The following is a 25,646-nucleotide window of genomic DNA, read 5'->3' on the forward strand; positions in this document are numbered from 1 at the left end:
GGTCATATTTTCGACCAAAAGTAGCGATATTTGAACCCTGATTTTCGTCTTTGGTGGTCTGGAAATCTATTTTGATTGCCGGATGAAAGCCGCCGAAGAACTCGTTTTTTACGTGGGGTCACTTAGCGCTGTTCGTTTATTGGTTGTGGCATCAAGAACGCCGTATTAATTATGAAAACATGAAATCTTCTGGGGTTGCTGTTCTTCTCCGGGAACGGTTCACCTGAGATTTGATTTAGGAATGCAGTATTTTTAACCGGGTTTTTCAATGCATTACGCTCGATGCAACCCTGCCGGCTGTCCAGCTGGTGGGGGCGACCTGCCTTGTTGTGTGCCTGGTTATCCTGTGGGCGCGGGGCAACAGCGGATTGCCCGGTCACAGGTGGTTCATTCTGACCAATCTGGGGATGCTGGGCTGGCTGGTTTCGATTGCGATGGAGCTGTCTGCCCCGGGTCAGGCGTGCAAGGTTGTCTGGGCCGAACTGGCGTGGCCGTTCATCGTGTTGATGCCGACAGCCTGGTCCTTTTTCCTGTATGAATTTGCGCTGACCCGAAAGGTTGCGCGGATCGCCGTGATAGCGGGCGTGGTTGTCAATCCGCTGCTTATCCTTGTGGCGGCCACAACCAACGGTGTCCACGGCTGGCTGTATGGTGCGGGCACGCGGCTGGTGGTTCGGGGCGACACGTCCTTTGTGATCTATGACCACGGGCCGCTGTATTTCGTGGCGATCACCTTGTTGTATGCAATCATTCTGGCCAGCTGCGTGATCGCGGCGCGTGCGGTGCGGCAGGCCAATCCTGCGGTCAAGGGGTTCTTCTTAAAGCTGTTCTTTGCCACCGCAGTTCCGATTGGATTCAGCCTCTCTTATGACACCTTCGGGTTCATGGTGTTCGGCATGGACCCGACGCCGTTTTCCTTTGCCTTTTCGATCAGCCTTGTCGGCTGGATGATCATCGACAACCGCTGGGTCGACGTGACCGCGATTGCGCGTGATCTGCTGTATTACAACTCGCGCGAATTGATTTTCGTGATGGATGCGAACGGGCAGCTGCTGGAGACGAACCATACGGCGAAACAACTGATGCGCGATCAGGGGATTGCCAAGGGGGCGGTGTCCGAGATCGACGGCATGGGGCGTGTGTTCGATATCCTGACCGAACGGCAGGAATTGCCCGACACGCTTGAGGTTGAAAACGGCGGGCGTCATTTTGTGCCGCGCGTCTATCCGATTTCATTGGGCCGGGGCCAGCGGCTGTTGGGGTGGGCGGTGTCCTTTATCGACGTCACGGTCCAGAAGGCTGCCGCTGAACGTGCGATCAGGTCGGAACGGTTGCAAAGCCAGTTCCTGTCCACCGTCAGCCACGAGCTGCGCACACCGCTGACGGTGATCAACGGATCGCTGCAACTGCTTTCGCACAACCGGGGGAACACCTCGCCCGAGCAGGCGGACCGGCTGCTGGAACTTGCGACCAAGAATGCGGCCACGCTGGCCAAGCTGGTCAACGATCTGCTGGAAACACAGCGGCTGGAAAGCTCGGATTTGCAGTTGAAACTCGAGCTTTGCAATTTGGACGAGATTGTTTCGGATGCGGTTGACGGGATGGAGACCTATCTGCCCGACAAGGGCGTCAAAATCCTGTACAAAAGACAGGTTCGACCCGTGCGCACGCTGGCCGATGCGGATCGTCTGCAACAGGTGATCGTGAATGTCCTGTCCAATGCGGTGAAATTTTCCAAGCCGCACAGCTTTGTCGAGGTAGACCTGTCGGTCGTGGCGGGTATGGCCTATGTCACGATAAAAGATACAGGTGCCGGCATTCCGCCGGGGTCCGAAGAAACCGTCTTTGGCCGCTTTACCCAGGTCGATGCGACAGACACGAAAACCTTTTACGGCAGTGGTCTGGGAATGCATATTTCAAAACAGCTGATGGTGCGCCACGGTGGCAACATTCACTATGTCAGCGAATTGGGCGTGGGGTCCACGTTTACGGTCACGATCCCGGTGCATCACGAGGCTGTGGACGCGGCGTCCTGATTACAGAGGATGGTCGTAAAAGCGCAGGATCGGGGCAAATTCCGGGTCCGGGTCATAGAACGGCGCGCAAGGGGCAAAGCCCAGGGCCTCGTAGAGCGTGATTGCTTCGGTCAGCAGATACATCGTGTCCAGCACCATGCGGTCGTAGCCATCGGCTGCGGCGCGCGACATTGCCTCGCGCATCAGCGCCTTGCCCGCACCATGCCCGCGGGCGCTGTCTTCGACAAAGACGCGTTTGATCTCGCAGGTGCCGGGCAGGGACAGCGGATAATACATCGCACAGCCCACGACTGCGCCGTCCAGATCGGCCAGCAGGATCTCACCCGCAGGCCGGGCGTGGATGCGCGGCAGATCGTCGATCAGCGCGCCGTAGCTGTCATTGGCATAGTAGGTATCCACGATCGCCGGCGTCGCGGCACAGCGCGCCGCCAGCAGATCGCGATAGCCCCAGCACAGGCGCGCCAACGCCTGTGCATCCTCCGGAAACCGGGCGGGGCGGATGGTCAGGGTCATCAGCGCAGGATGCTGCGGCCCGCGTATTCGGCGGTTTCGCCCAAGGCTTCCTCGATGCGGATCAGCTGGTTGTATTTCGCCAGCCGGTCCGAACGTGCCAGCGAGCCGGTCTTGATCTGGCCGCAGTTGGTGGCGACTGCGAGGTCGGCGATGGTGGCATCCTCGGTCTCGCCCGAGCGGTGGGACATCACGTTGGTGTACCCGGCACGGTGGGCCATATCGACGGCTTTCAGCGTTTCGGTCAGGGTGCCGATCTGGTTGACCTTGACCAGCATCGAGTTCGCGCAACCGCGTGCGATGCCATCGGCCAGACGCACAGGATTGGTTACGAACAGGTCGTCACCGACCAGTTGCACCTTGTTGCCCAATGCCTCGGTCAGGGCCTTCCAGCCGTCCCAGTCGTCCTCGGACATGCCATCCTCGATCGAGATGATCGGATAGTCGTTCACCAGCGCCGACAGATAGGCCACGTTTTCGTCCGAGGTCAGCGATTTGCCCTCGCCGGACAGCTCGTATTTGCCATCGCGATAGTATTCGGTCGCCGCACAGTCCAGCGCCAGGTAGATGTCCTCGCCCGGTTTGTAGCCTGCTTTCTCGATGGATTTCAGGATGAAATCCAGAGCGTCGCGCGAAGAGCTGATGTTGGGGGCAAAGCCGCCTTCGTCGCCGATGCCGGTGGACAGGCCCACGGCGGACAGCTCTTTTTTCAGGGTGTGGAACACTTCGGACCCCATGCGCACCGCGTCGCGGATGCTGGTGGCGGCCACCGGCATGATCATGAATTCCTGAATGTCGATGGGGTTGTCGGCATGTTCGCCGCCGTTGATGATGTTCATCATGGGCACCGGCAGGATACGCGCCGAGGTGCCGCCGACATAGCGGTAGAGCGGTTGCGAACAATAGTCCGCCGCCGCCTTGGCCGCGGCCAGCGATACACCCAAGATGGCATTCGCGCCAAGACGGCTTTTGTTGTCGGTGCCATCCAGTTCGATCATGATCTCGTCGATCTCGACCTGTTCGGTGGCGTCGATGCCCACCAGCGCCTCGGCGATCTCGCCGTTGACGGCGGCGCAGGCTTCCAGCACGCCCTTGCCCATGTAACGCGCCTTGTCGCCGTCACGCTTTTCGACCGCCTCATAGGCGCCCGTGGACGCGCCCGATGGCACGGCAGCCCGGCCCATTGTGCCGTCTTCCAGGATCACGTCGACTTCGACGGTGGGGTTGCCACGGCTGTCGAGGATTTCGCGGGCGTGAATGTCTATGATGGTGCTCATTGGGAAATGTCCTTTGTGCTGGGCTCGGCAGCCTCATAACTTGGGTCGATCCGCAGGGGAAGGGGTGTGATGGGGCCGGAGGTGGATTTGCGGCCCATCCGACGCTCACGCCAGACGGTGTAAATGCCCGAGGCAACGATGATCGTGGCCCCGACGTAGGTCAGCAGATCGACGCTTTCCGAGAAGGCAAGGATGCTGATGAACAGCGCAAACACCAGCCGCGAATAACGGAAGGGCGTGACAAAGCTGATCTCGCCCACGCGCATGGCGGCAACGATCCCGTAATAGGACACGACGCCAAAGGCGACGGCACCCGCCATCAGCAACCAATGCATCGGTTCGGGGCGGATCAGGGGCGTGCCGCTGACGATCAGCAGGATAGCGCCGGTGGGGATCAGGGTGAGAAAAGCCAGAAAACTCAGTTGCATGGAGGATGTTGTCGCGGGCACGCGCCGGGTCGCCAGATCGCGGATGGCCAGACCGATCACCCCTTGCAACGCAAACAATGACAGCACGTCAAAGCCGTCCAGACCGGGGCGGATCACCAGCAACACACCGGCAAACCCGACCAGAATTGCAGTCCAGCGCCGCCAACCCACGGGATCGCCCAGAAACAGCGCCGCCCCCAGCGTGACGACCAACGGCGTGGCCTGAAGGATCGCCGAGGCGGTGGACAAGGGGATCAGCGCAATGGCCATGATAAAGCCAAGGGTGCCAAAAAGTTCACCCGCGTTGCGCAGCAGAACAGGTCCGGACAGGGCAGCACGCGGAAACAGCACCTGATCCTGCGCGCGCACCAGCACGGCAAAAATCGCAGCGGCACCGATTCCCAGCAGGCCCATGATCTGACCGACCGGCATGTCCTCTGCCAACAGCTTGATAAAGCTGTCCTCGATGGCAAAGCCCAGCATCGCCAGAACCATGATCAATGCACCACGTAAGTTGTCCATGTCCGTCCTCATTCTTGTGTTGCTGGGGGGATGGGGATAATCGGGCGCAGTTGCAAGGCGCAAAAGTAACGGCTCGCGTGAACTTTTTGCTGCGCTGCGGCGTTAAGGCAGGAAACCGCACAAAGGCATCTGTGGTGGGTATCAAACGACGTGTTCGCAAGTTGGCCTTGGGCGCCCGTCTGGGTGTGATGCAGGCAGCACCTGCGCGGCTTTTGCTGTTTGGCTATGTCTCTTACATGCTTGTGGGCTGGGCGCTGCTGGCGTTGCCGGTGTCGCAGATCCAGCCGGTCGCGGCGATCGATACGCTGTTCACCGCCGTGTCGGCCGTATCCACCACGGGACTGGCCACGGTGTCGGTCGGTGGCAGTTTCAGCCCCTTTGGCGAGGTGGTGATGCTGGCGCTGATCCAGGCGGGCGGTCTGGGCTATATGACCATCGGGTCCTTCGCGGTGCTGTCGGTCTATCACCGGCTTGGACGGATGCGCACGCATACGGTCCGTCAGGCGTTCAACCTGCCCGAAGGCATCTCTGTGGTGATGTTCCTGCGCTCGGTCGTGTGGTTCACGCTGATCTGCGAAGGCATCGGCGCACTGGCGCTGTTCTTGATGTTCCACCACGCGGGCGTACCCAACGCGCTGTGGATGGCCGTTTTTCACAGCATATCAGCGTTTTGCACGGCTGGGTTCAGCCTGTTCGACAACTCGCTTGAAATGTTCCACGACCATGTGGGGATCAACCTGGCGATCTCGATCCTCAGCCTGCTGGGCGCCATGGGGTTCCTGATCATCGTCGACGGATGGCGCGCGCTGATGGGGCGTGAACGGGTGTTGGGGTTCACGTCCAAGGTGATCGTGCGCATGACGATGGTGTTTTTGGGGCTGGGCACGCTGATCCTGTTCGTGACCGAACCCGAGCTGACGGCATTGCCGCCGGATGAACGGCTGATGGCCGCGTTTTTCCAGACCATGTCGGCCAGCACCACGGTGGGCTTTAACACGGTGTCGATCACGGGCATGTCCCAAGCGGTGCTGATGGTGCTGATGGCGCTGATGGTGGTCGGCGCGTCACCTGCGGGCACCGGGGGCGGGCTGAAAACGACCTCGTTTGCGGCGCTGCTGGGGTTGGTGCGCTCGACGCTGAAGAACCGCGAGGCGGTGCGGTTCTTCAAGCGCCGTGTGTCGGATGAAAAGCTGAACATGGCGACCGCGTCGCTGGCCTATTACGCGGGGCTGTGCGGGCTGGCGATGTTCCTGCTGTTGCTGACGGATGCGGACCAGACATTCGAGGCGCTGTTGTTCGAGGCGACCTCGGCCATGGGGACCGTGGGGCTGAGCACCGGCATCACCGGCGACCTGTCCGATCTGGGCAAGCTGATCGTGATCGTGCTGATGACGGCGGGGCGCGTCGGCATCCTGACCTTCGGGATCGCATTGGCAGCACACGACGAAAGCCGCGCCGAAGAGCAGGATGACAACCTGGTGCTGTGATCTCAGGCTTGCAGCCGGATCATCAGCTGGTTGCCGTCCTTGCGCGTCTCGATCTCGGTGATATCGCGCACCAGCGCGCTCAGCTTTGAGTGGCCATAGGTGCGCGTGTCGAAATCGGGGTGCGACGACTGGATCGTCTGGCCGATCTGGCCCAGCGAATACCATTCGTCCTCGCGCTCGATCTTTTCCATTGCGGCTTCGATCAGGGGCAGGGCATCGCGGGATTTTTCGCGCATGGCGGGGGCAGGGCCCTCGTCCGTGGGATGCAGGTTCTCGATAAAGATAAAGCGGTTGCACACATTGCGCAGCGCCTCGGGCGTTTTCTTTTCACCGATGCCGATCACGGTCAGACCGTCCTCGCGCAGGCGGTTGGCCAGCGATGTGAAATCGCTGTCCGACGACACCAGCACAAAGCCGTCAAAGCGGCGGGTGTGCAGGATGTCCATTGCATCAATCACCAGACCGATGTCGCTGGCGTTCTTGCCGGAGGTGTTCGCGGTTTCCTGATGCGCCACAAGGCCCAGCGACAGCACATGTTCGGACCAGTTGCGCAGCCGTCCCGAGGACCAATCGCCATAGACACGGCGCAGCGCAGGTTCGCCAATGGTGGTCACCTCGCGCAGGATGGCAGCGGCGTGTTTGGCCGGCACGTTGTCGGCGTCAATCAACACGGCAAGAAGCGGGCGGTCGCGGTCAACGGGCATAAAGGGTCCAATTCCTGTGGTGGCTGCCAGCTCTGTAGCAGCCTGTAGCTTAACGGCACATCACCTGTGCCGGTTCCGCCTACTTCTTCAGCGGCACGCCGTAAAGCTCAAGCCGGTGGCCGCGCAGCTCAAAGCCCAGCTTGGCGGCGATCCGTTCTTGCAACTCTTCGATCTCTTCGTCGACGAATTCGATCACCTCGCCCGACTGCAAGTCGATCAGGTGATCGTGATGGTCGCGTTCCGCATCTTCATAGCGCGCGCGCCCGTCGCCGAATTCCAGCTTGTCCAGTATGCCCGCCTCTTCGAACAGTTTGACGGTGCGATAGACGGTGGCAATCGAAATGCCCGCATCTATGTCCGAGGCGCGGGCATAAAGCTGTTCCACGTCAGGGTGGTCATCGCTGTCCTGCAACACCTGGGCGATCACGCGGCGCTGGCCGGTCACGCGCAGGCCTTTGGTTTCACAACGGGCGATGATCGGCTGGCTCATAGGGGTCTCCGGGTCGTGATGCAGCTTTGGGCGTTGTGGGCCGTTGGGACCTTTGTGTAACTTTGTTTGGTCAAAGGGACCAGAGGCAAGGTTGACTTATCCCCTGTAAACCGCCATGTGCCCCTTAGGCGTTACCGTCTGCCGCGTGAGCAGAGACAGGAAAGAGCGGGACCACACCCGCCGACCGCACCCTTGGGATAAGGGGAGGTCAGGACCAGCGGACGCCCATCTGTTCCCGATATCACGCATGGGGCAACGCGACCGGACGGGGCGTTGGCATGTGGCCTGCGCTTGCGGATTTTCCGGCCGCCCACCTCAATGTGATGCCGTGCGCCTTTGCGTGCGGCCAAGGATATGACATGAGCGATTTCGATATGATGGACCTGCCTTCAGATCTGGTCAAAAAGCTGGCGGACATGGGTCTGAAAGACCCGACGCCGATCCAACGACAAGCCATCCCGCACGCCCTGAACGGGCGCGACGTGATGGGGCTGGCGCAGACCGGCACCGGCAAGACAGCCGCCTTTGGCGTGCCGCTGGTGGCGCAGATGCTGCAAATGACGGGCCGCCCGAACCCGCGCACCGTGCGCGGTCTGGTGCTGGCACCGACGCGTGAACTGGCCAACCAGATCATGGAAAACCTCAAAGGCTTCTGCGCGGGCACACCGCTGAAGGCGCAGATGGTGGTCGGCGGCATGTCGATCAACCCGCAGATCAAGCGGCTGGAGCGCGGTGTTGACCTGCTGGTCGCCACGCCGGGCCGTCTGCTGGACCTGATGGACCGCCGCGCGGTGGACCTGCGCGAAACCACCTTCTTGGTGCTGGACGAAGCCGACCAGATGCTGGACATGGGCTTTATCCACGACCTGCGCAAAATTGCCGCCGTGCTGCCGAAAGAACGCCAGACGATGCTGTTCTCGGCCACCATGCCCAAGCTGATGAACGAGATCGCCAACAGCTATCTCAACAGCCCGATCCGCATCGAAGTGAACCCTCCGGGCAAGGCTGCCGACAAGGTCACCCAAGAGGTGCACTTTATCGCCAAGGCGGAGAAATCCAAATTCCTGATGGAGCTGCTGGACAAGCACCGCGACGAACGGGCGCTGGTTTTTGGCCGCACCAAACACGGTATGGAGAAACTCAGCCGGATGCTGGACAAGGCAGGCTTTGCCGCCGGTGCCATCCACGGCAACAAAAGCCAGGGCCAGCGCGACCGTGCCATTGCCGCGTTCAAATCGGGCGAGATCAAGGTGCTGGTGGCCACCGATGTGGCGGCCCGTGGCCTGGACATTCCGGACGTGAAGCACGTCTATAACTACGAATTGCCCAACGTGCCCGACAGCTATGTGCACCGCATTGGCCGGACCGCACGGGCGGGCAAGGATGGCGCTGCCGTGGCCTTCTGCGCACCGGACGAGATTGATCAGCTGCGCGACATCCAGAAAACCATGGGCGTGAAGATCCCGATTGCCACGGGCCGTGCGTGGGAATCTGTCGACCTGCCCGCCAAGGGCGGCAAGCCGGGTGGCAAACCCGGTGGCGGTCGTCGTCGCGGTGGCGGCGGTGGACGTCCCGGCGGCGGTGCCCCCGGTGGCGGCGCGCCTGCGGGCGGAGGCCCACGTCGCCGGCGTCGCGGTGGCGGCGGTGGCAAACCGGGCGGCAGCGCAGCGGCCTGATCCTTGCGGATGATGGAATGACATTGGCCCGGACCTTTTGGTCTGGGCCTTTTTTGTGGGTGAGTTACCCCGGCGCTGGATCACATGAAGGCCCCTGTGACACCTCACAGACCAACAAACCATTGACCCATCGTCACCCTCCCGCAAAACTGCGTCCAAAGGGAGATGCCTAATGTCACTAGAATTTCTTCTCACCTCGCTCGTGGTGGTCCTGCTGCCCGGAACCGGCGTCATCTACACGCTGGCCATCGGTCTGGGGCGCGGGTTTCGGGCCAGTGTCGCGGCGGCGGTGGGGTGTACGGTGGGCATCGTGCCCGCAGCCGTGGCCAGCATCATCGGGCTGGCGGCGCTGTTGCACACCAGTGCGCTGGCCTTTCAGGTGATCAAATATCTGGGCGTGGCGTACCTGTTCTACATGGCGTGGAAGCTGTTGCGGGATAAATCCGTCATGGATGTCTCCGAGAATGCCGAACCCGCCAGCTATACGCGGATTGCGATCTCAGGTGTGCTTCTCAACATCCTGAACCCCAAGCTGTCGCTGTTTTTCCTGGCCTTCCTGCCGCAGTTCATCGCCCATGACGCACCCAATGCCACCGCGGCATTGATGGGGCTGGCGGCGGTGTTCATGGCGATGACCTTTGTGGTGTTCGTGGGCTACGGGGCCTTTGCATCCTTTGCGCGCGACTATGTGATCCGCAGGCCATCGGTGATGACGTGGATCAAGCGCAGCTTTGCCGGCACCTTCGGGCTGCTGGGGGCAAAGCTGGCGGTTTCGAACTAAGGGCCGGCTTTCAAGCCAATTTGCGCAAATTCCCGACATGCCGCGCGATGGCCTGTGCGGGCAGCGGCCCGCCGTGCCCCAGATAGAATTGCGTGCAACCTTGGGCCAGCAGATGCTCAAGTGACGCGATGACGCCTGCGATGTCTTCCTCGAAGGGGGGCGATTTCGGCCTGCCGCGCAGGGCGATGCCCCCCAGCAAAATGCCCGAGGCCGCCAGATCACCGGCAATCACCCGCCCGTCGTCCAACAGAACCGAAACCGATCCCGCCGTGTGTCCGGGTGTGTGCAGCACACGTGCCGCAAAGCCATAGGCGTTCAGGTCCAGCATCTGGCCCTGCAGGGTCCGGTCGGGGCTGAAATAATCAAACCTCTGCTGGATCGCACCGGTCTTTTGAAACAGGCGCCCGAACGGCCCACTGGGCTTTAGAACTGGCGGCTGTCCCTGACAAAGCGCAACCTCGTCCGCATGTGCCAGCACGGGCGCCTGCGACAATTCTCGCACCGCCTGGGCCGACCCTGCGTGGTCGATGTGCGCATGTGTCAGCACCGTCAGCGCCAGATCGGACCAATCCAGCCCGCGCGCATGTAACGCCTTTTCCACCTTTGGGGTCGCGTTCGGCAGGCCGGTATCCACCAGCATGGCGCGGCCATCCTGGACCACTAGAAAAGCGTTCAACATGCCAAAGGGCAGCATCGGGATCGTATCGACAAAACTCTGTGTCATCGCGGCATTCCTTGCTATTATCGCGCATTGGAACGCTGATGCCATTGCGCTGGCCGGTGCCGCAATTGGGCACTTTTTGGTAACCGGAGACGCCATGAAGGACACCACACAGGACCGCCAGCCGTGGCTGGACCCCGTTACCGGCACCTGTCCGGTGGGCGAAACGCTGCGGTTGCTGGGCGGCAAACACGGCCCCAGTGTGCTGCACTGCCTGATGGCGGGTGAGATGCATTTTCTGGAACTGACCCGCGCGCTGGACGGGATCAGCCGCAAGGTGCTGACCGCGCAGTTGCAAGAGTTCGAACGCAGCGGGCTGGTTGCACGCATCGAAAAGCACGACGCGCGGCGACGGGTGGGCTATTCGCTGACCGCCAAAGGTGCGGATCTGGGCGCGATCCTGTCGCAGCTTTATGACTGGAGCCAAGCTCACCGGGACCAGACGGCCATGCGCTGAACCAAATGCGCCGCAGCGGCACAATTGACTTTAGGACAGCCGCACCGCTTGGTGGCGGGCATGGAACGCAAATCACATATCGACACCTTCGGCGCGGTGGCGCTGGTGCTTTTTGCGCTCAACCTGGCCTTTAACCAGGTGGTGGTCAAAGTCACCAACGGCGGCTTTGGTCCGGTGTTTCTGGCAGGCTTGCGATCGGTTGGTGGGGCGGTCGTGCTGTTGTTGTGGATGAAGGCACGCGGCGTGTCGTTCACCCTGCCACGCAGCAGCATCACGGCCGGCGTGGTATCGGGCGGGCTATTCGCCATTGAATTCATGTGCCTTTTTACGGCGCTTGACCTGACCACCGTGGGGCGCGTGTCGATTATTTTCTATTCGATGCCGGTGTGGCTGGCGCTGTCGGCCCATGTGCTGTTGCCTGCCGAGCGGCTGAGCCGGCTGCGCATCGTCGGGCTGCTGCTGGCGATGGGCGGTGTGGTGCTGGCCTTGCTGGACCGCAGCAACGGGCAGGCGTCGCTGCTGGGCGATCTGCTGGCACTGTGTGCGGCGTTTTGCTGGGCCGCGATTGCGATGTTGGTGCGTGTGACACCGCTGTCCCGTGTGCCGCCCGAGCAGCAATTGCTGTGGCAGTTGATCATTTCGGCACCGCTTCTGGTGCTGGCGGCACCGTTGTTTGGCGACCTGTTGCGCGACGTGCAGCCCATCCACCTGTGGGGGTTGGCGTTCCAGATCGTCGTGGTGGCAAGCTTTGGCTTTCTGGCGTGGTTCTGGCTGATGTCGATCTATCCGGCATCCTCGGTGGCATCGTTCAGCTTTCTGTCACCGGTGTTTTCGGTGATCCTGGGCTGGCTGTTGCTGGGCGAGCACGTGGGCTGGACGATCTGGGCCGCGCTGGTGCTGGTTGCGGCGGGGATATTCCTGATCAATCGCAAGTGAGGATGAGGGGGACTGGGGGGCGCTGCCCCCCGGCCTTTGCCCGTCCCCCGGAGTTTTTCAAGCAAGATGAAGGGTCAGGTGCCGCAGAAGGTTGCGGGGACGATTTCCTGTTGGGTGGGCGGGCGCATCAGGTCAGGGTCTGATTTCGGATCAAAGGGCGCGGCCAGTGCGGTGATTTCGCGCTGGAACGGGGCCATGTCGCCCGCGACGGCGGCTTCGATCATCTGCTCCATCCGGTGATTGCGCGGGATGATGCGCGGGTTGCTGCGGGTCATGAGGGCGGCAGCGTCAGGTTCGGAGGCAACGCGGGCCTGCCAGCGGCTGTGCCACGCGTCAAAGGCGTCGCGGTCGGTGAACTGGTCGCGGACCGTGTCCGAACCAAGGGCCGCGAATGTGTTGGTGAAATCCGCGCCGTTTGACTGCATCAGGGCCAGCAGATCCTCGATCAGCGGTTGATCCTCGGTCGTGGGGGCCGACAGGCCAAGCTTTGCGCCGAAGCGTTTCAGCCATGCAGCCTGAAGCTGGCCGGGCATGGCGTGGACGATGGCGGTGGCCTCTTCCACAGCGGCGTCCATGTCGTCCATTTGCCGGATCAGGGCGGTGGCCAGTTGCGCGCAGTTCCACACGGCGATGCGCGGCTGGTTGCCATAGGCATAGCGGCCCTGTTGGTCGATGGATGAGAACACCCGCGCCTCGTCATAGGCGTCCATAAATGCGCAGGGGCCATAGTCGATGGTCTCGCCCGAGATGGCACAGTTGTCGGTGTTCATCACCCCGTGGATAAAGCCCACGGACATCCATGCCGCGATCAACTCGGCCTGTGCGGTGCAGACGGCGGCCAGCAGGCTCATGGGGCCGTCGGCCTGGGGATAGTGCCGGGCAATGGCGTAGTCGGTGAGGGTTTTCAGCTCTTCAATTTGCCCGCGATGGGCAAAAACCTGAAACGTGCCCACGCGCAGGTGGCTCGCGGCCACGCGGGTCAGCACCGCACCCGGCAAGGCACCCTGTTCGCGCCAGATGGGCTCGCCCGTGGCGACAGCGGCCAGCGCGCGGGTGGTGGGGATGCCAAGGGCGTGCATCGCTTCGGACACGACATATTCACGCAGCACCGGCCCCAGCCAGGCGCGTCCGTCCCCCATGCGGGAATAGGGCGTGGGGCCCGAGCCCTTGAGCTGAATGTCGCGGCGGGTGCCGCTCTGGTCGATCACCTCGCCCAGCAGCAATGCGCGCCCGTCGCCCAGTTGCGGATTGAAGTTGCCGAACTGGTGACCTGCGTAGAGCTGCGCCAGCGGGGTGGCTCCGTCGGGAACGGTGTTGCCCGCGAAAACGGTCGCAATCTCGTCCGCATCAGGGGCGTTTATGCCCAGATGCGCGGCCAGAGCCTCATTGAACGCCAGCAGCGACGGCGCCTTGACCGCTGTGGGCGGTTGCGCGGTGTAAAAGCCCGATGGCAGGGCGGCAAAGGTGTTGTCGAAGGGGATGTGCATGGTCATGACCTTAACATAAGTGGCCGCGGCGCGGATTCTAGAGCATCCGCGTCATCAGGTGATAGCCATCGCGCATCTGGAAGGCCGCGCGTTTGTAAAGCCGTTGCGCGGTCTCATTGTTGTCGGAAACCTCCAGATGCAGCGCCTTGAGGCCCGCAGCCCCCAGCGCACGGGGCAGGGCCATCAGCACCTCGGTTGCCACGCCACGTCCGCGCACGCCGGGGCGGATATAAAGTTCATCGACAAAGCCCTCCATACCGCCGAATTCGACCGACCAGCCGAAGCAGACGATGATATAGCCGATGGGCGCACGCGGCGGGCCGATCAGATAGGCAGCCCCGTGCGGGATGCCGTTCAGCAACGGTGCCACACCCGCGCTGCGGCTTTCGGGCGTGCTGTCGATGCCTTCTTCGGTGTGGAACCGTTCAACCAGCGCCAGAAGGGCCGCAAGGTGGTCAGGGGTGGCCAGGGTCAGGGCGGCGCTCATAGTCGTGCGATCCGCTCGGTCAGCAGGGCAAAGAATCCGTCAGCGTCCAGATCCCCGATAAAGGTGGCGTTGGGCGCACGGTCTGTGACGCGCCACCAATCGGCGACGGTCATGCCCAGTGTCAGCTCGGACGTGGTTTCGATCTGTACGTTGACGTGGCGCCCCGAGAACAGGTCAGGGCGGATCAGGTAGGCGGTCACACATGGGTCATGCAGTGGCGCACCGGCGCTGCCGTATTTTTCCTTGTCAAATCGTTCAAAGAATTCGGTCATCTGGGCCACGGCGATGCCCACCGGCGTGCCAAGGGCACGAAAGGCGTCGTTGCGTTCGGCGGTGACCAGCGCCTTGTGCGTCACATCCAGCGGCATCACCACGATATCGATGCCTGATCTGAACACGATATCAGCGGCTTGCGGGTCGACATAAATGTTGAACTCTGCAGCAGGCGTGATGTTGCCGACCTCGAAATACGCGCCGCCCATCAGCACGATCTGCTGGATCTTTTCGGCAATATCCGGCGCGCGCTGCAGCGCCGTGGCGATGTTGGTCAGCGGCCCCAGCGGGCACAGGGTAACGGTGCCTGTGTCATGGGCGCGGACCGTGTCGATGATGTAATCCACCGCGTGCTGTTCTTGCAGGGGCATGGTCGGATCGGGCAGCGCGGGGCCGTCGAGGCCGGTCTTGCCATGCACGTGCTCTGCCGTCACCAGTGGGCGGCCCAGCGGGCGGTCGCAACCGGCATAGACGGGAATGTCGGGCCGTCCGGCCAGTTCGCACACGATACGCGCATTCTTTTCGGTCAGCGCCAGCGGCACATTGCCTGCCACGGCGGTGATGCCCAGAACCTCGATCTCGTCAGGGCTGCCCAAGGCCAGCAGGATTGCGACGGCGTCGTCCTGTCCGGGGTCGGTGTCGATGATGATTTTGCGGGGCGTCACGGCGGGCTCCTTGGTCGTGAAAATTTCCGCCCGTCGGCGTTGCGCGACAGTCGCAATTGGGGCCCGCGATGTCCAGAGGTGCCGGCGGAGCCTTGCGTAAAGATGCCTGCGCCGCGTATCGCTTTGAGATGGCTGACGAGAAACCCTTTTTCCTGCACGCGGGCGCCCACCGGACGGGCACGTCATCGTTCCAGATGTGCCTGCATGACAATCGGGATGCGCTACACGGGGCGGGCTATGACCTGGCTTATCCTGGGCGCGACGGAATTCCTACCGGCACCCTGGGGCTGCGGCTGCCGGGACCACGGCACGGGATGAACCAGACCGAGCGTTTTGCCGCGCGGGTTGCGGATGCCGTGACCGCGCACAGCCCCGATGTTCACCGTCCGCTGATCCTGTCAGAGGAGAATATTCCGGGGCGCATGATGCATTTTACCCAAGGGCGGTTTTATCCCGCCTGCGAAGCGCGGTTGATGGCGCTGAAGGCAGGATTGCAGGGCCGCGTGGCGCGGATGTTGTTCGTGCTGCGGCCCTATGACCAGCTTTATGTTTCGGGCTATCGCAAGCGGGCCGAGGACAATCGGGTCGCTGCCTTCGATGCGCTGCGTCCAAGTTACATGGATATGGATCGCGGGTGGCCCGAGATAGTCGCGGCGTTGCGCGATATCCTACAGCCCGAGCGGTTGCTGGTGGTGCCCTACGCGCGGCGCGGCAGCAGCGTCGAGGCTTTGCGGATGTTGGCGCCGGGGTTGGAGGGTGTGCCGCTGCAAGAGCCGCAGCAGGTGGTGAACCTGAGTGCCACTGACGCGGGCCTGATGGCCTTGCAGGCGCGGTATCACGCGGGCGAGGTGCTTGAGCGGGCGCAGTGGAAAGCGGTGATCGCAGACCATGCGCAGGATCGCACGGACCACGGCTTTGCGGCCTTTTCGGATGCAGAGGTGGCCGAGCTGACCCGGCGCTATGCCGATGATCTGGCGCGCATTGACGCGATGAGGGGCGTGACGCTGGCGTAAGTGGCTTTTGCTCAGGCTTTCAACGCCTTTTCAGCCGCCTTTTCGGCGTCCCACAGCGCGTCCATCTCGGCCAGATCGCTTTGGTCCGGCGTCTTGCCCTTGTCTGCCAGCCGCCGCTCGATCCCCTCGAACCGGCGTGTGAACTTGGCGTTGGCGGCGCGCAGGGCTTCTTCGGGGTCCACGCCCAGGTGCCGTCCCAGATTGGCCATCACGAACAGCATATCGCCGAATTCCTCGGTCACTTCGGCATGGCTCAAGGTCTCGCGTGCCTCGACCAGTTCCGCGGCCTCTTCAGAGATCTTGTCGATTACCTGATCGATGTCGGGCCAGTCAAAGCCCACGCGCGCCGCCCTTTTTTGCAGCTTTACCGCGCGCATCAGGGCAGGCAGGCCAATCGCCACCCCGTCCAGCGTGCCACGCTGTGCCTTTCCTGCGCGTTCGGCGGCCTTGATGACCTCCCAGTCCATCGTCTGCTGTTCGGCGGATTTGTCGCGGCTTTCGTCGCCGAACACATGCGGATGGCGCGCAACCATCTTGTTGCTGATGTTGCGCACCACGGACTGAAAGGTGAAATGCCCGTCTTCCTCGCCCATCGCCGTGTGATAGACAGATTGCAGCAGCAGATCGCCCAATTCGCCCTCAAGCTCGGGCCAGTCGCGGCGCGCGATGGCGTCGGCCACCTCGTAGGCCTCTTCGATGGTATAGGGCGCGATGCTGTCAAAGGTCTGTTCGATGTCCCACGGACAGCCGGTTTCGGGATCGCGCAGGCGGCGCATGATCTCCAGCAAACGCTCGATCCCCGCAGTTTGGTCGTGGATCAGGTCGTTCGTCATTTCAGCCCCCATTGCAGCCCGCAGCACTTCGGTGTCAGATGCACCAAGCCGCAAATTTCCCAAGGAGTCCACCCAATGGCCGTCGTCAACCGCATCGCTGATTTTGCCCCGCAGATGGCCGAATGGAGACAGCACCTGCACACCATTCCCGAACTGGGCCGCGCCTGCCACAAGACGGCGGCCTTTGTCGCGGAGCGGCTGCGCGAGTTTGGCGTGGACGAGATCCACGAAGGATTTGCCGAAACCGGCATCGTGGCGATCATCAACGGGCAGGGCGCGGGGCCGACCATTGGGTTGCGTGCCGATATGGACGGGCTGCCGATTACCGAGGCGACGGGGTTGCCCTATGCCAGCACCCACGCGGGCCGGATGCACGCCTGCGGCCACGACGGGCACACGACCATGCTGTTGGGGGCCGCGAAATACCTGTGCGAGACGCGCAATTTCGCGGGGCGCGTGGCGCTGATTTTCCAACCCGACGAAGAGGCGACCGGCGGGGCCGAGGCGATGGTGCAAGAGGGGATCATGGACACCTTCGACATCGGCGAAGTCTATGGCATCCACAACGTCCCCGGCTTTGACGAGGGCACGTTTCACGCGCGCTCCGGCCCGCTGCTGGCGGCGGCGGACACGTTCCACATTCACCTGACCGGGCGCGGCGGCCACGGGGCACAGCCGCAGGACACGGTCGATCCGGTGGTCTGTGCCGCATCGATCACCCAGGCGCTGCAAACCATCGTCAGCCGGAACATCGAGGCGGGGCAGCAGCTGGTGATCTCGGTCACGCAGATCCACACCGGGACGGTTGATAACGTCATTCCCGAAACCGCCTATCTGAACGGCACCGTGCGGACGTTCACGCCCGAGATGCGCGACCTGGCAGAACGGCGGATGAACGAGATTGTCGCGGGGCAGGCCGCGAGTTTCGGGCTGAGCGCCAAGGTTGATTACGTGCGCGGCTATCCCCCCACGGTCAACCATGCGCGCGGGGTCGAATTGGCCGCGCGTGCGGCCCGCGATGTGTCGGGCGACGCGGCGGTGGACGTGGACAGCCCTGCCAACATGGGCGCCGAGGATTTCGCCTATATGCTCGAAGCGCGCCCCGGCGCCTATTTCTTCATGGGCATCGGCGAGGGCGCGGGGCTGCACCACCCTGAGTACAATTTCAACGACGCAGCCGCCCCTGTGGGCGCGTCGTTCTTTGCCCGTCTGGTGGAAACCGCACAACCGGTGAAAGGGGCCTGAGGGATGGTGACACGCAAGAACCAACCGATCAGCGGCAATGACCTTGCGCGGTTTTCCGGCCCGAACACTTTTATGCGCCTGCCGTCGGTCAATGACCTCAAGGGGTTGGATGTTTGCGTGCTGGGCGTGCCCATGGACATCGGCACCTCCTGGCGGTCGGGCACGCGGTTCGGGCCGAAACAGGTGCGCGCCGAAAGCGCGATGATCCGGCCCTATAACGTGCAGACCGGGGCGGCTCCCTTTGACAGTCTGCAAGTGGCGGACATTGGGGATCTGGCGATCAATACGTTTTCATTGTCGGACAGTTTGCGAATTATCGCAGAGAGTTACGACGCGATCCTAAAGTATGACGTGATGCCGATGGCCATCGGTGGCGATCATTCGATCACCCTGCCAATCCTGCGCGCGATTGCCAAACGCCACGGTCCCGTGGCGCTGGTGCATGTGGATGCCCATGCGGACGTGAACGACGAAATGTTCGGGATGCGCGAGACCCACGGCACCGTGTTCCGCCGCGCCCATGAGGAAGGGCTGATCATCCCGCAAAAGGTCTATCAGGTCGGCCTGCGCGGCACCGGCTATGCCGCCACCGACTTTACCGAGGCGCAGGGCTGGGGCTTTCAGCAATGGCAGGCGTCCGAGCTATGGCACCGCCCGTTGGACACGCTGGGCGCGGAAATCCGGCGCGATATTGGGGATGCGCCGGTTTACGTCACCTATGACATCGACAGCCTTGATCCCGCCTATGCGCCGGGCACCGGCACGCCAGAAATTGGCGGGCTGACCACGCCACAGGCGATGCAGTTGATCCGCGCGTTAAAGGGGTTGAACATTGTGGGCTGCGATCTTGTCGAGGTCAGCCCGCCCTATGACACATCCGGCAACACGGCGCTGACGGGGGCGAACATCCTGTTCGAACTGTTGTGCGTGCTGCCAGGCGTTGCCTATCGTTGACGGGGCAGAACGCTGCACCGAGGATTTTATGAACCAGAGAAGAGGATAGATGCGCATGTTGTTCTGGATAGTGGCCCTTGTGGTCGTGCTGGCGGGGGCCGCGGTGGCCTATGTGCGGCTGGCCCCCTCTGACCCGGCACGATGGAATCAGCCCATTGCGGCGACGGAAGACAAGGATTTTGGCAACGGCGCCATCCGCGTTCTGCCCGCCTCCGACGGGCTGCTGGCGCGGTTGGATGCGGCGATGCAGGCGCTGCCCCGCACGCGTGTTCTGGCAGGCTCCGTGGCCGACGGGCGGATCACATATGTGACACGCACGCCTACGGTCGGTTTTCCCGATTACACCACTATCGAACAGACCGAAGGTCAAATTCGCATCCTGGCGCGCGCGCGTTTCGGGTCGTCAGATATGGGGGTAAATGCCAAAAGATTGAAGGGGTTGCTGGCCACTGTTCAAGGATGAACTGAGGCAGCCCGTCTGCACCTCGCGCCACATCGGCACGTTCAGTGACATCTGGCATTGCGCCATGAACATGCGCCCGTCGACTTGCAGGCAGACAATGTCGCCCAGCTCGACCCGGGACCCGCTTTTGTCGGTGCAATAGCAGTCAATCGTCTTGCCTCCCGGAGTTGTGACATCCCCGAGGGCCGGTGTGGCAAGCGCCAGTGCAAGAACGGCTGCGCGTAACATGGCAACAATATACCACTGTCCTTGGCCTTGACCAAATCCTTTCAATATCAGATGGAACGCTCATGATCCCGTCAGAACGCCTTCAACAGATCACCGAGAGGTTTGAATACCTCGAAGCCGCGATGTCCGCGGGTGGTGGCGATATTGCGGCACTGGCCAAGGAATATTCCGATCTGCGCCCCGTGGTCGAACAGATCGCCCGGTACCGCCAGTTGCAAAGCGACATGGCCGATGCGCGCGAAATGCTGGACGATCCCGAGATGGCCGACCTGGCCCGCGAGGAACTGCCGCGCCTGAAGGCGGCGCTGCCCGATGCCGAGGCGGCCCTGCAACTGGCGTTGTTGCCGCGCGATGCGGCGGATGCCAAGCCCGCGATGCTGGAAATCCGTCCCGGCACCGGCGGTGACGAGGCGGCGCTGTTCGCGGGTGACCTGCTGCGCATGTACATGCGTTATGCCGAGGCGCGGGGCTGGGGCTTTGACATTATCGAAGAACAGGCGACCGAACTGGGCGGGATCAAGGAAGTCGTGGCCCACATCAAGGGCGACAACGTCTTTGCGCGGATGAAATACGAAAGCGGCGTGCACCGCGTCCAGCGGGTGCCGACAACGGAAAGCGGCGGACGCATTCACACCTCTGCGGCGACAGTGGCCGTGCTTCCGGAGGCGGAAGAGGTTGATATTCACATCGACCCGAACGACATCCGGATTGATACCATGCGGTCGTCGGGTGCGGGCGGACAGCACGTGAACACCACGGATTCGGCGGTACGCATCACCCACATTCCCACCGGCATTGTTGTGACCAGTTCCGAGAAATCCCAGCACCGCAACCGCGACAAGGCCATGCAGGTGCTGCGCGCGCGACTCTATGATATGGAGCGCAACCGCATCGACAGCGCACGCAGCGCCGACCGCGCGGCCCAGGTGGGCGGCGGTGACCGGTCCGAACGCATCCGCACCTATAATTTCCCGCAGGGGCGCATGACCGATCACCGGATCAACCTGACGCTGTACAAGCTGGACGCGGTGATGCAGGGCGACCTGGACGAGGTGATTGACGCGCTGAGATCGGACGACCAGTCGCGGATGCTCGCCGAGATGGGACAATGACCGCGGCACAGGCCATGGCTGCGGCCACGGCACGGCTTCGGGCGGCGGGGGTGCCGGACCCGGCGCGGGACGCCCGGCTGCTGCTGGCCCATGCCGCACAGGTGGACGCCACGCGGGTCACCCTGATCGCCCCCGAGGACATCGCCCCCGAGATCGCCGAACGCTACGAGGCGTTGATCAGCCTGCGTGCGGTGCGGGTGCCGGTCAGCCATCTGATCGGGGAACGTGCGTTCTATGGCCGCCGGTTCAAGGTCAGCAGCGATGTGCTGGACCCGCGTCCCGAAACCGAAACCCTGATCGAGGCGGCTCTGGCTGAACCCTTTGCCAGCGTGCTGGACATTGGCACGGGATCGGGCTGTATCCTGGTGACGTTGCTGGCCGAACGCACCATGGCCGTGGGCACCGGCACCGACCTGAGCGAAGCGGCCTGTTTGCAGGCCAGCGCCAATGCCGTGCTGCACGATGTGGACCCGCGGGCAGAAGTGATCCTGTCCGACTGGTTCGGGGCGGTGCAGGGCACCTATGACCTGATCGTGTCGAATCCGCCCTATCTGGCCGCCGAGGAAATGGACGACGTCGCCCCCGAGTTGCGCGACCACGAGCCTCGCATGGCCCTGACGGACGAGGCGGACGGGCTGACGGCCTACCGTGTGCTGGCGGCGATGGGACCTGCGCATCTGGCGGCGGGCGGGCGGCTGATTTGCGAGATCGGCTGGACCCAGGCCGCGGATGTGGTCGAGATCTTCTATGCCGCGGGCTGGCAGGATGTTGTGTGCCTGCCCGATATGGATGGCCGTGATCGTGTGATTTGCGCCAGAACACCGCCCCGGACGGCATAAACCCGCACAATCTGTGGAAAAGTGACGCAGCGTGGCAATTAATGCTTGTCCCACGCGGCCCCGCGTGTTTATTCAAAGATGTTGTAGCGGTGGATACCTTTTGGTGGTCCCGCTCGGCGTCAAGCCCAACACATCGCATTTTTCGGACAATGATGGCGCATGTCGCGCAATCCGATGAACTGCAGCGATAGGCATAACAAGGCTAAGCTATTTCATGAAATCTTCGAGATCCCGGTCCCGGTCAAAAAACACGCGCAATCGCAGCTCGAACAATGGCGGGGGCGGTGGCAACGTCGTCAACCGCGTGTTCGACAGCTCTGGCCCCGAGGGCAAGGTGCGCGGTACGCCGCAACAGATCATCGACAAATACAACCAGCTTGCACGCGACGCGCAGCTGTCCGGTGACCGTGTGGCCACAGAAAACTTTCAACAGCACGCAGAGCACTATCTGCGTCTGCTGAGCGAAGCGCAGCGCGAGATCGACGCCAAGCGCGAGGAACAAGAGCGCCAGAACCGGGACCGTCAGGCCGAACGCGACCGTCAGGCCGAGCGTGACCGCGAGCGCAACGAGCGTCAGGAACGCGAATCGAATGGCGGGCAGCAGGGCAATGCCCAGGCAGATGCCAGCGGTCAGGACGCGCAGCCCCAGCCGCAGACGCGCAAACAGCCGCAATCCGATGTGATCGACGTTGAGGCCGACAGCGGTCTGGTGGAAACACCCGAAAGCACGCCCAAGCCGAAAACCACCCGGTCGCGCCGCAAGCCCAAGCCGCCTGTCGAGGCCACCAAAGAGGCCGAGGCGCCGGCGTCCGACGCAGGTCAAAGCGAAGGTGGCAGCACACCGGAAGCCGCCGAATAAACTTTGCCTGATCGTCTGAATTGAAAAAGGCCCTGCATCGCTGCGGGGCCTTTTGCTTTGTGGGGGGCATTTGTGTGGCTCAGGCCGCTGCAACCGCGCGTGCAAGCGCGCAAAACGCCTCCAGCGACACCTGCTCGGCCCGTTCCGTAGGCTGTATGCCTGCGGCCAGCAGCCGGTCCTCGATGTCGGGGGCCACACCCTTGAGCGCCGCGCGCAGCATCTTGCGGCGCTGGTTGAAGGCGGCGGCAACCACGCGGTTCAACACGGCGGCATCTGCTGGAAAGCGCGGCTGGGGCAGCGCCGTCAGGTGGACCACGGCAGAGGAAACCTTGGGCGGCGGGGTGAACGCCTCGGGCGGCAGGTTCAGCACGATCTGCGCATCGGCCCGCCATTGGGCCAACAGCGCCAGACGCCCGTAGGCCTTGGACCCCGGTTCTGCCACGATCCGGTGCGCGACCTCGCGCTGGAACATCAGCGTCAGCGATTGCCAGTAGGGCGGCCAGTCTTTCGGCGTCAGCCAGCGCACCAGCAGTTCGGTGCCGACGTTATAGGGCAGGTTGGCGGCCACGCGAATGGGCGGGGTCAGGTGTTGCAGCGGGTCGATCTCGAGCGCGTCGCCCTCGATCACCTGCAAGCGGCCTGGATAGGCGTCGGCGATCTCGGCCAGGGCAGGCAGGCAACGCGGGTCTTTTTCAATGGCCAGCACACGGCGCGCCCCCTCGGACAGCAGCCCACGGGTCAGACCGCCGGGGCCGGGACCGATTTCCAGCACGTCACAGCCTGTAAGGTCACCCGCCTGACGCGCGATCTTGGCGGTCAGGTTCAGGTCCAGCAAGAAGTTCTGGCCCAATGACTTTCGTGCGCGCAGGTCGTGGGTGTTGATCACATCGCGCAGGGGCGGCAGATTGTCGATCGTGCTCATTTCGAGGCCATCGGGATCATGGATTCTACGCCTCCGGCGGGGATATGTGCGGCCAAAAGAGCCGTCATGACTGCGCCATCCGGTGCGCCATGCGCAATGCTTCGATCATCGACGAGGGATTGGCCACTCCGGTGCCCGCAATGTCAAAGGCAGTGCCATGGTCGGGCGAGGTGCGGATGAAGGGCAGGCCCAGCGTCACGTTCACGCCGCGGTCGAAATCCAGCGTCTTGATCGGGATCAGCGCCTGGTCGTGGTACATGCACACGGCGGCATCATAGCTGGCGCGGGCAGTGGCGTGGAACATGGTGTCAGCGGGCAGCGGGCCGCGCAGGTCATAGCCTTCGGCGCTCATGTCGGTGACGAGTTTGGCGATCCAGTCGATCTCTTCCCGTCCCATGGCACCGCCTTCGCCGGCATGGGGGTTCAGGCCTGCGACGGCGATGCGCGGCTGTGCGATGCCGAACTGGCTACGCAACCCGTCGGCGGTGATGCGGATGGTGTCGCGCAGCAGCGTGGGCGTCAGCATTTTTGGCACCTCCCGCAGGGCGATATGGATGGTGGCAGGCACCACCCGCAGCTGCTCCGAGGCCAGCATCATCACGGCACGTTCCGCGCCCGCCAGAGCCTGCAGGTATTCGGTGTGACCGGGATAGGCAAAGCCTGCGCCGTCTTGCAGGGCTTTCTTGTGGATGGGCGCCGTGCACAGGGCGGCGGCCTGACCGGATTGCACCAGATCGACGCCGCGCGCGATAACGTCGATCACGCCCTGCGCGTTTGCAGGGTTGGCGGTGCCCGGTGTGTTCGGCGCGGCAAAGTCGTGGGACAAAACCGGCAGCCCACGGTCCATGACGCCAGCCGCCTGTGACGGGCTGTCGATCACGACCACCGGCACGTCGGCAGGCAGATGCGCGGGATCACCGATCCAGAACAGCGGAACCTCGCCGCGCAGTGCCGCCCAGGCCTTGGCCGCGATCTCGGGTCCGATCCCCGCAGGCTCGCCGCAGCTGATCGCAACCGGCAAAGCGGTTGCAGGCGTCATTCGCGCGTGATGCGGGCGTCGGCGCGCAATTCTTCCAGCAGGCTGTCGGAATATCCGGTCAGACGTTGCTGGCGCAGTTGCAGGGCAACCTCTTCACGGCTGGCAGCCTCGTTCAGGCTGGCTGTGCGGCCGCACAGCATGAGGAAGACCAGCGTGTTGCCGTCCGAGCGGGTCAGAGCCGTCGAGACCTCGCCCGGGTCCAGCTTGGCCAGTTCATATGCGATGTCCTGCGGGATCTCGCCGGGGGCCTTGCTGCCACGCTCCAGTGCCTCGGGGGGCTGATCCTTGGCGACGCCGTAAAGGTCGTCACAGACATCCACCTGGGATTGCAGCTTGGCGGCGCGCGCCAGCGTTTCGGGGCTGCGTCCGCCTGCCATGTAATAGGCGGCATATTCGATGGCCGCATAGTCGGTGCTGGGGGCGCCGGTTTCCTGGATGTCGCGCAGCTGGAACAGCGCCACGGCGTTCGGGATCGGCAGCGGGTCGGTCACTTCGCCCGGCGTCAGGCCCAGCAACACGCCACGCAGGCTGGGCGGCAGGGTGTTCAGGTCAACCCAGTCCAGCCGTCCGCCATTGCCGCGCGATGGCGTTGCGGAATACTGGCGGGCATAGTTGGAAAATTCGGCCTCGGATGTGCTGGCAGCGGCCTGTTCGGCGCGCGCCATGGCGTTGGCCTGCTCGTTTGGCGGCGCTGGAATGATGATTTCCGAGATCAGCACGCGGATACCGCTGTCGCCACCGCTCGCGGACATGGCGCGGTCGATCTCTGCTTCGGAGACCTGCACGCGGCTGCCGTAGCGGGCGCGGATCAGCTCGCGCCATGACAGGTTCACGCGCACAAAGTCGCGGAAGGTCTCGCCCGCGACGCCGGCACTTTCCAGCGCCTTGACGAATTCTTCGGTGCTCAGGTTGGCGCGGGCGGCAAATTCGGCCAGCCCCTCGGCCAGTCCTTCGGGTGTCAGCTCAAGCCCGACGGCCTGCGTTGCGTTCAGCCGCAGCCGGTCGTCGATCAGCGCGTCGATTGCGCTGTTGCGGGTCGCCCCCGAGGCATTCAGCACCTGCAGGAACCGCACGCGTTGCTGTACTTCGAATTCGGTGATTACGCTGTCGTCAACCTTGGCCACCGGCGCGAAGAGATTTTGTGCCACGACGGGCAGGGCCGTTGTGACGGCCAAGGCCACGGCCAGTCCAAATTGTTTCAT

27 protein-coding genes are annotated in these 25,646 nt (G+C 63.0%); 13 read left to right on the forward strand and 14 right to left on the reverse strand.

Annotated features, from left to right (window positions below; translation table 11 throughout):
* Nucleotides 1-308 precede the first annotated feature (308 nt).
* Nucleotides 309-2,036 (forward strand): sensor histidine kinase, encoded by a 1,728-nt coding sequence (locus BUC08_RS02850; RefSeq protein WP_081855291.1) that lies wholly within the window; start codon nucleotides 309-311, stop codon nucleotides 2,034-2,036.
* On the opposite strand, the gene BUC08_RS02855 is transcribed toward BUC08_RS02850, so the two are convergent.
* Genes BUC08_RS02855 through BUC08_RS02865 form a run of 3 tightly spaced genes read right to left on the reverse strand, consistent with a single transcriptional unit; the run spans nucleotide 2,037 to nucleotide 4,773 of the window.
* On the reverse strand, nucleotides 2,037-2,549 hold the full coding sequence (locus BUC08_RS02855; RefSeq protein WP_051693809.1) for a GNAT family N-acetyltransferase: 513 nt from the start codon (nucleotides 2,547-2,549) through the stop codon (nucleotides 2,037-2,039).
* On the reverse strand, nucleotides 2,549-3,823 hold the full coding sequence (eno, locus tag BUC08_RS02860) for a phosphopyruvate hydratase (protein WP_037920756.1): 1,275 nt from the start codon (nucleotides 3,821-3,823) through the stop codon (nucleotides 2,549-2,551). Before eno ends, BUC08_RS02855 begins: the two co-directional genes overlap by 1 nt.
* Nucleotides 3,820-4,773 carry a DMT family transporter gene (locus BUC08_RS02865; protein ID WP_073194111.1) on the reverse strand — a complete coding sequence of 318 codons (954 nt, stop codon included), beginning with the start codon at nucleotides 4,771-4,773 and terminating at the stop codon, nucleotides 3,820-3,822. Before BUC08_RS02865 ends, eno begins: the two co-directional genes overlap by 4 nt.
* A gap of 134 nt (nucleotides 4,774-4,907) precedes the next feature.
* On the opposite strand from BUC08_RS02865, the gene BUC08_RS02870 reads away from it, so the two are divergent.
* Nucleotides 4,908-6,260, forward strand: coding sequence for a TrkH family potassium uptake protein (locus BUC08_RS02870; RefSeq protein WP_234973735.1), 1,353 nt, complete (start codon nucleotides 4,908-4,910; stop codon nucleotides 6,258-6,260).
* A 2-nt stretch (nucleotides 6,261-6,262) separates the two neighbouring features.
* Here BUC08_RS02870 and BUC08_RS02875 read toward each other — a convergent pair whose 3' ends face one another.
* Nucleotides 6,263-6,964 carry an NYN domain-containing protein gene (locus tag BUC08_RS02875; RefSeq protein ID WP_037920754.1) on the reverse strand — a complete coding sequence of 234 codons (702 nt, stop codon included), beginning with the start codon at nucleotides 6,962-6,964 and terminating at the stop codon, nucleotides 6,263-6,265.
* 79 nt (nucleotides 6,965-7,043) lie between these two features.
* The gene (locus BUC08_RS02880) at nucleotides 7,044-7,454 is read right to left on the reverse strand and encodes a Fur family transcriptional regulator (protein WP_037920751.1); all 411 of its coding nucleotides are present in this window, start codon (nucleotides 7,452-7,454) and stop codon (nucleotides 7,044-7,046) included.
* Between the two features lie 359 nt (nucleotides 7,455-7,813).
* Between BUC08_RS02880 and BUC08_RS02885 the strand changes: the two genes are divergently transcribed.
* Both BUC08_RS02885 and BUC08_RS02890 read left to right on the forward strand, forming a co-directional pair.
* On the forward strand, nucleotides 7,814-9,130 hold the full coding sequence (locus BUC08_RS02885) for a DEAD/DEAH box helicase (RefSeq protein ID WP_037922028.1): 1,317 nt from the start codon (nucleotides 7,814-7,816) through the stop codon (nucleotides 9,128-9,130).
* A 172-nt stretch (nucleotides 9,131-9,302) separates the two neighbouring features.
* Nucleotides 9,303-9,911 carry a LysE family translocator gene (locus BUC08_RS02890; RefSeq protein WP_037920748.1) on the forward strand — a complete coding sequence of 203 codons (609 nt, stop codon included), beginning with the start codon at nucleotides 9,303-9,305 and terminating at the stop codon, nucleotides 9,909-9,911.
* A gap of 10 nt (nucleotides 9,912-9,921) precedes the next feature.
* Here BUC08_RS02890 and BUC08_RS02895 read toward each other — a convergent pair whose 3' ends face one another.
* Nucleotides 9,922-10,635 (reverse strand): MBL fold metallo-hydrolase, encoded by a 714-nt coding sequence (locus BUC08_RS02895; protein ID WP_037920746.1) that lies wholly within the window; start codon nucleotides 10,633-10,635, stop codon nucleotides 9,922-9,924.
* Nucleotides 10,636-10,729: 94 nt separating this feature from the next.
* Here BUC08_RS02895 and BUC08_RS02900 point away from each other — a divergent pair, with 94 nt between their 5' ends.
* Complete coding sequence (locus BUC08_RS02900) at nucleotides 10,730-11,089, forward strand: winged helix-turn-helix transcriptional regulator (protein WP_073194113.1); 360 nt, start codon at nucleotides 10,730-10,732, stop codon at nucleotides 11,087-11,089.
* A gap of 60 nt (nucleotides 11,090-11,149) precedes the next feature.
* A complete protein-coding gene (locus BUC08_RS02905; protein WP_037922023.1) occupies nucleotides 11,150-12,025 on the forward strand; it encodes a DMT family transporter in 876 nt (291 codons plus the stop codon).
* Between the two features lie 74 nt (nucleotides 12,026-12,099).
* Here BUC08_RS02905 and BUC08_RS02910 read toward each other — a convergent pair whose 3' ends face one another.
* From BUC08_RS02910 to BUC08_RS02920, 3 genes are read right to left on the reverse strand one after another with little or no spacing between them, the layout of a single operon-like run.
* Complete coding sequence (locus BUC08_RS02910) at nucleotides 12,100-13,518, reverse strand: protein adenylyltransferase SelO (protein ID WP_037920743.1); 1,419 nt, start codon at nucleotides 13,516-13,518, stop codon at nucleotides 12,100-12,102.
* Nucleotides 13,519-13,549: 31 nt separating this feature from the next.
* Nucleotides 13,550-13,999, reverse strand: a complete 450-nt coding sequence (locus BUC08_RS02915) for a GNAT family N-acetyltransferase (RefSeq protein ID WP_037920741.1) — start codon at nucleotides 13,997-13,999, stop codon at nucleotides 13,550-13,552.
* Nucleotides 13,996-14,937: a nucleoside hydrolase gene (locus tag BUC08_RS02920; protein WP_037920739.1), complete on the reverse strand. Its 942-nt coding sequence runs from the start codon at nucleotides 14,935-14,937 to the stop codon at nucleotides 13,996-13,998. The genes BUC08_RS02915 and BUC08_RS02920 overlap by 4 nt, the downstream gene beginning before the upstream one ends.
* Nucleotides 14,938-15,005: 68 nt before the next feature.
* Between BUC08_RS02920 and BUC08_RS02925 the strand changes: the two genes are divergently transcribed.
* Nucleotides 15,006-15,950 (forward strand): hypothetical protein, encoded by a 945-nt coding sequence (locus BUC08_RS02925; RefSeq protein ID WP_156024881.1) that lies wholly within the window; start codon nucleotides 15,006-15,008, stop codon nucleotides 15,948-15,950.
* 11 nt (nucleotides 15,951-15,961) lie between these two features.
* Here BUC08_RS02925 and mazG read toward each other — a convergent pair whose 3' ends face one another.
* Nucleotides 15,962-16,783: a nucleoside triphosphate pyrophosphohydrolase gene (gene mazG / locus BUC08_RS02930; RefSeq protein ID WP_143186660.1), complete on the reverse strand. Its 822-nt coding sequence runs from the start codon at nucleotides 16,781-16,783 to the stop codon at nucleotides 15,962-15,964.
* A 75-nt stretch (nucleotides 16,784-16,858) separates the two neighbouring features.
* On the opposite strand from mazG, the gene BUC08_RS02935 reads away from it, so the two are divergent.
* The 3 genes from BUC08_RS02935 to BUC08_RS02945 are packed head-to-tail and all read left to right on the forward strand — an operon-like array spanning nucleotide 16,859 to nucleotide 19,445.
* Nucleotides 16,859-18,028 carry a M20 aminoacylase family protein gene (locus BUC08_RS02935; RefSeq protein ID WP_037920735.1) on the forward strand — a complete coding sequence of 390 codons (1,170 nt, stop codon included), beginning with the start codon at nucleotides 16,859-16,861 and terminating at the stop codon, nucleotides 18,026-18,028.
* 6 nt (nucleotides 18,029-18,034) lie between these two features.
* The gene (gene speB, locus BUC08_RS02940; protein ID WP_037922018.1) at nucleotides 18,035-18,982 is read left to right on the forward strand and encodes an agmatinase; all 948 of its coding nucleotides are present in this window, start codon (nucleotides 18,035-18,037) and stop codon (nucleotides 18,980-18,982) included.
* Between the two features lie 55 nt (nucleotides 18,983-19,037).
* On the forward strand, nucleotides 19,038-19,445 hold the full coding sequence (locus tag BUC08_RS02945) for a DUF1499 domain-containing protein (RefSeq protein ID WP_318173670.1): 408 nt from the start codon (nucleotides 19,038-19,040) through the stop codon (nucleotides 19,443-19,445).
* On the opposite strand, the gene BUC08_RS24900 is transcribed toward BUC08_RS02945, so the two are convergent.
* On the reverse strand, nucleotides 19,386-19,673 hold the full coding sequence (locus tag BUC08_RS24900) for a hypothetical protein (RefSeq protein ID WP_073194115.1): 288 nt from the start codon (nucleotides 19,671-19,673) through the stop codon (nucleotides 19,386-19,388). The two genes, BUC08_RS02945 and BUC08_RS24900, sit on opposite strands and share 60 nt — an antisense overlap.
* A gap of 62 nt (nucleotides 19,674-19,735) precedes the next feature.
* Here BUC08_RS24900 and prfA point away from each other — a divergent pair, with 62 nt between their 5' ends.
* The 3 genes from prfA to BUC08_RS02965 all read left to right on the forward strand — a co-directional run bounded on the left by prfA (nucleotide 19,736) and on the right by BUC08_RS02965 (nucleotide 22,483).
* Nucleotides 19,736-20,785, forward strand: coding sequence for a peptide chain release factor 1 (gene prfA, locus BUC08_RS02955; protein WP_037920728.1), 1,050 nt, complete (start codon nucleotides 19,736-19,738; stop codon nucleotides 20,783-20,785).
* Complete coding sequence (prmC, locus tag BUC08_RS02960; RefSeq protein ID WP_037920726.1) at nucleotides 20,782-21,624, forward strand: peptide chain release factor N(5)-glutamine methyltransferase; 843 nt, start codon at nucleotides 20,782-20,784, stop codon at nucleotides 21,622-21,624. Before prfA ends, prmC begins: the two co-directional genes overlap by 4 nt.
* A 214-nt stretch (nucleotides 21,625-21,838) precedes the next feature.
* Nucleotides 21,839-22,483: a DUF4167 domain-containing protein gene (locus BUC08_RS02965; RefSeq protein WP_037920724.1), complete on the forward strand. Its 645-nt coding sequence runs from the start codon at nucleotides 21,839-21,841 to the stop codon at nucleotides 22,481-22,483.
* Between the two features lie 79 nt (nucleotides 22,484-22,562).
* On the opposite strand, the gene rsmA is transcribed toward BUC08_RS02965, so the two are convergent.
* The 3 genes from rsmA to BUC08_RS02980 form a co-directional block, all read right to left on the reverse strand.
* Nucleotides 22,563-23,405: a 16S rRNA (adenine(1518)-N(6)/adenine(1519)-N(6))-dimethyltransferase RsmA gene (gene rsmA / locus BUC08_RS02970; protein WP_037920721.1), complete on the reverse strand. Its 843-nt coding sequence runs from the start codon at nucleotides 23,403-23,405 to the stop codon at nucleotides 22,563-22,565.
* A gap of 64 nt (nucleotides 23,406-23,469) precedes the next feature.
* Entirely contained in the window at nucleotides 23,470-24,444 is a 975-nt protein-coding gene (pdxA, locus tag BUC08_RS02975) for a 4-hydroxythreonine-4-phosphate dehydrogenase PdxA (protein WP_037920719.1), read from the reverse strand.
* Nucleotides 24,441-25,646 carry a peptidylprolyl isomerase gene (locus BUC08_RS02980; RefSeq protein ID WP_143186661.1) on the reverse strand — a complete coding sequence of 402 codons (1,206 nt, stop codon included), beginning with the start codon at nucleotides 25,644-25,646 and terminating at the stop codon, nucleotides 24,441-24,443. The genes pdxA and BUC08_RS02980 overlap by 4 nt, the downstream gene beginning before the upstream one ends.

Origin of the sequence: Pseudosulfitobacter pseudonitzschiae, from assembly GCF_900129395.1 — a bacterium.
Lineage (GTDB): Bacteria > Pseudomonadota > Alphaproteobacteria > Rhodobacterales > Rhodobacteraceae > Pseudosulfitobacter > Pseudosulfitobacter pseudonitzschiae.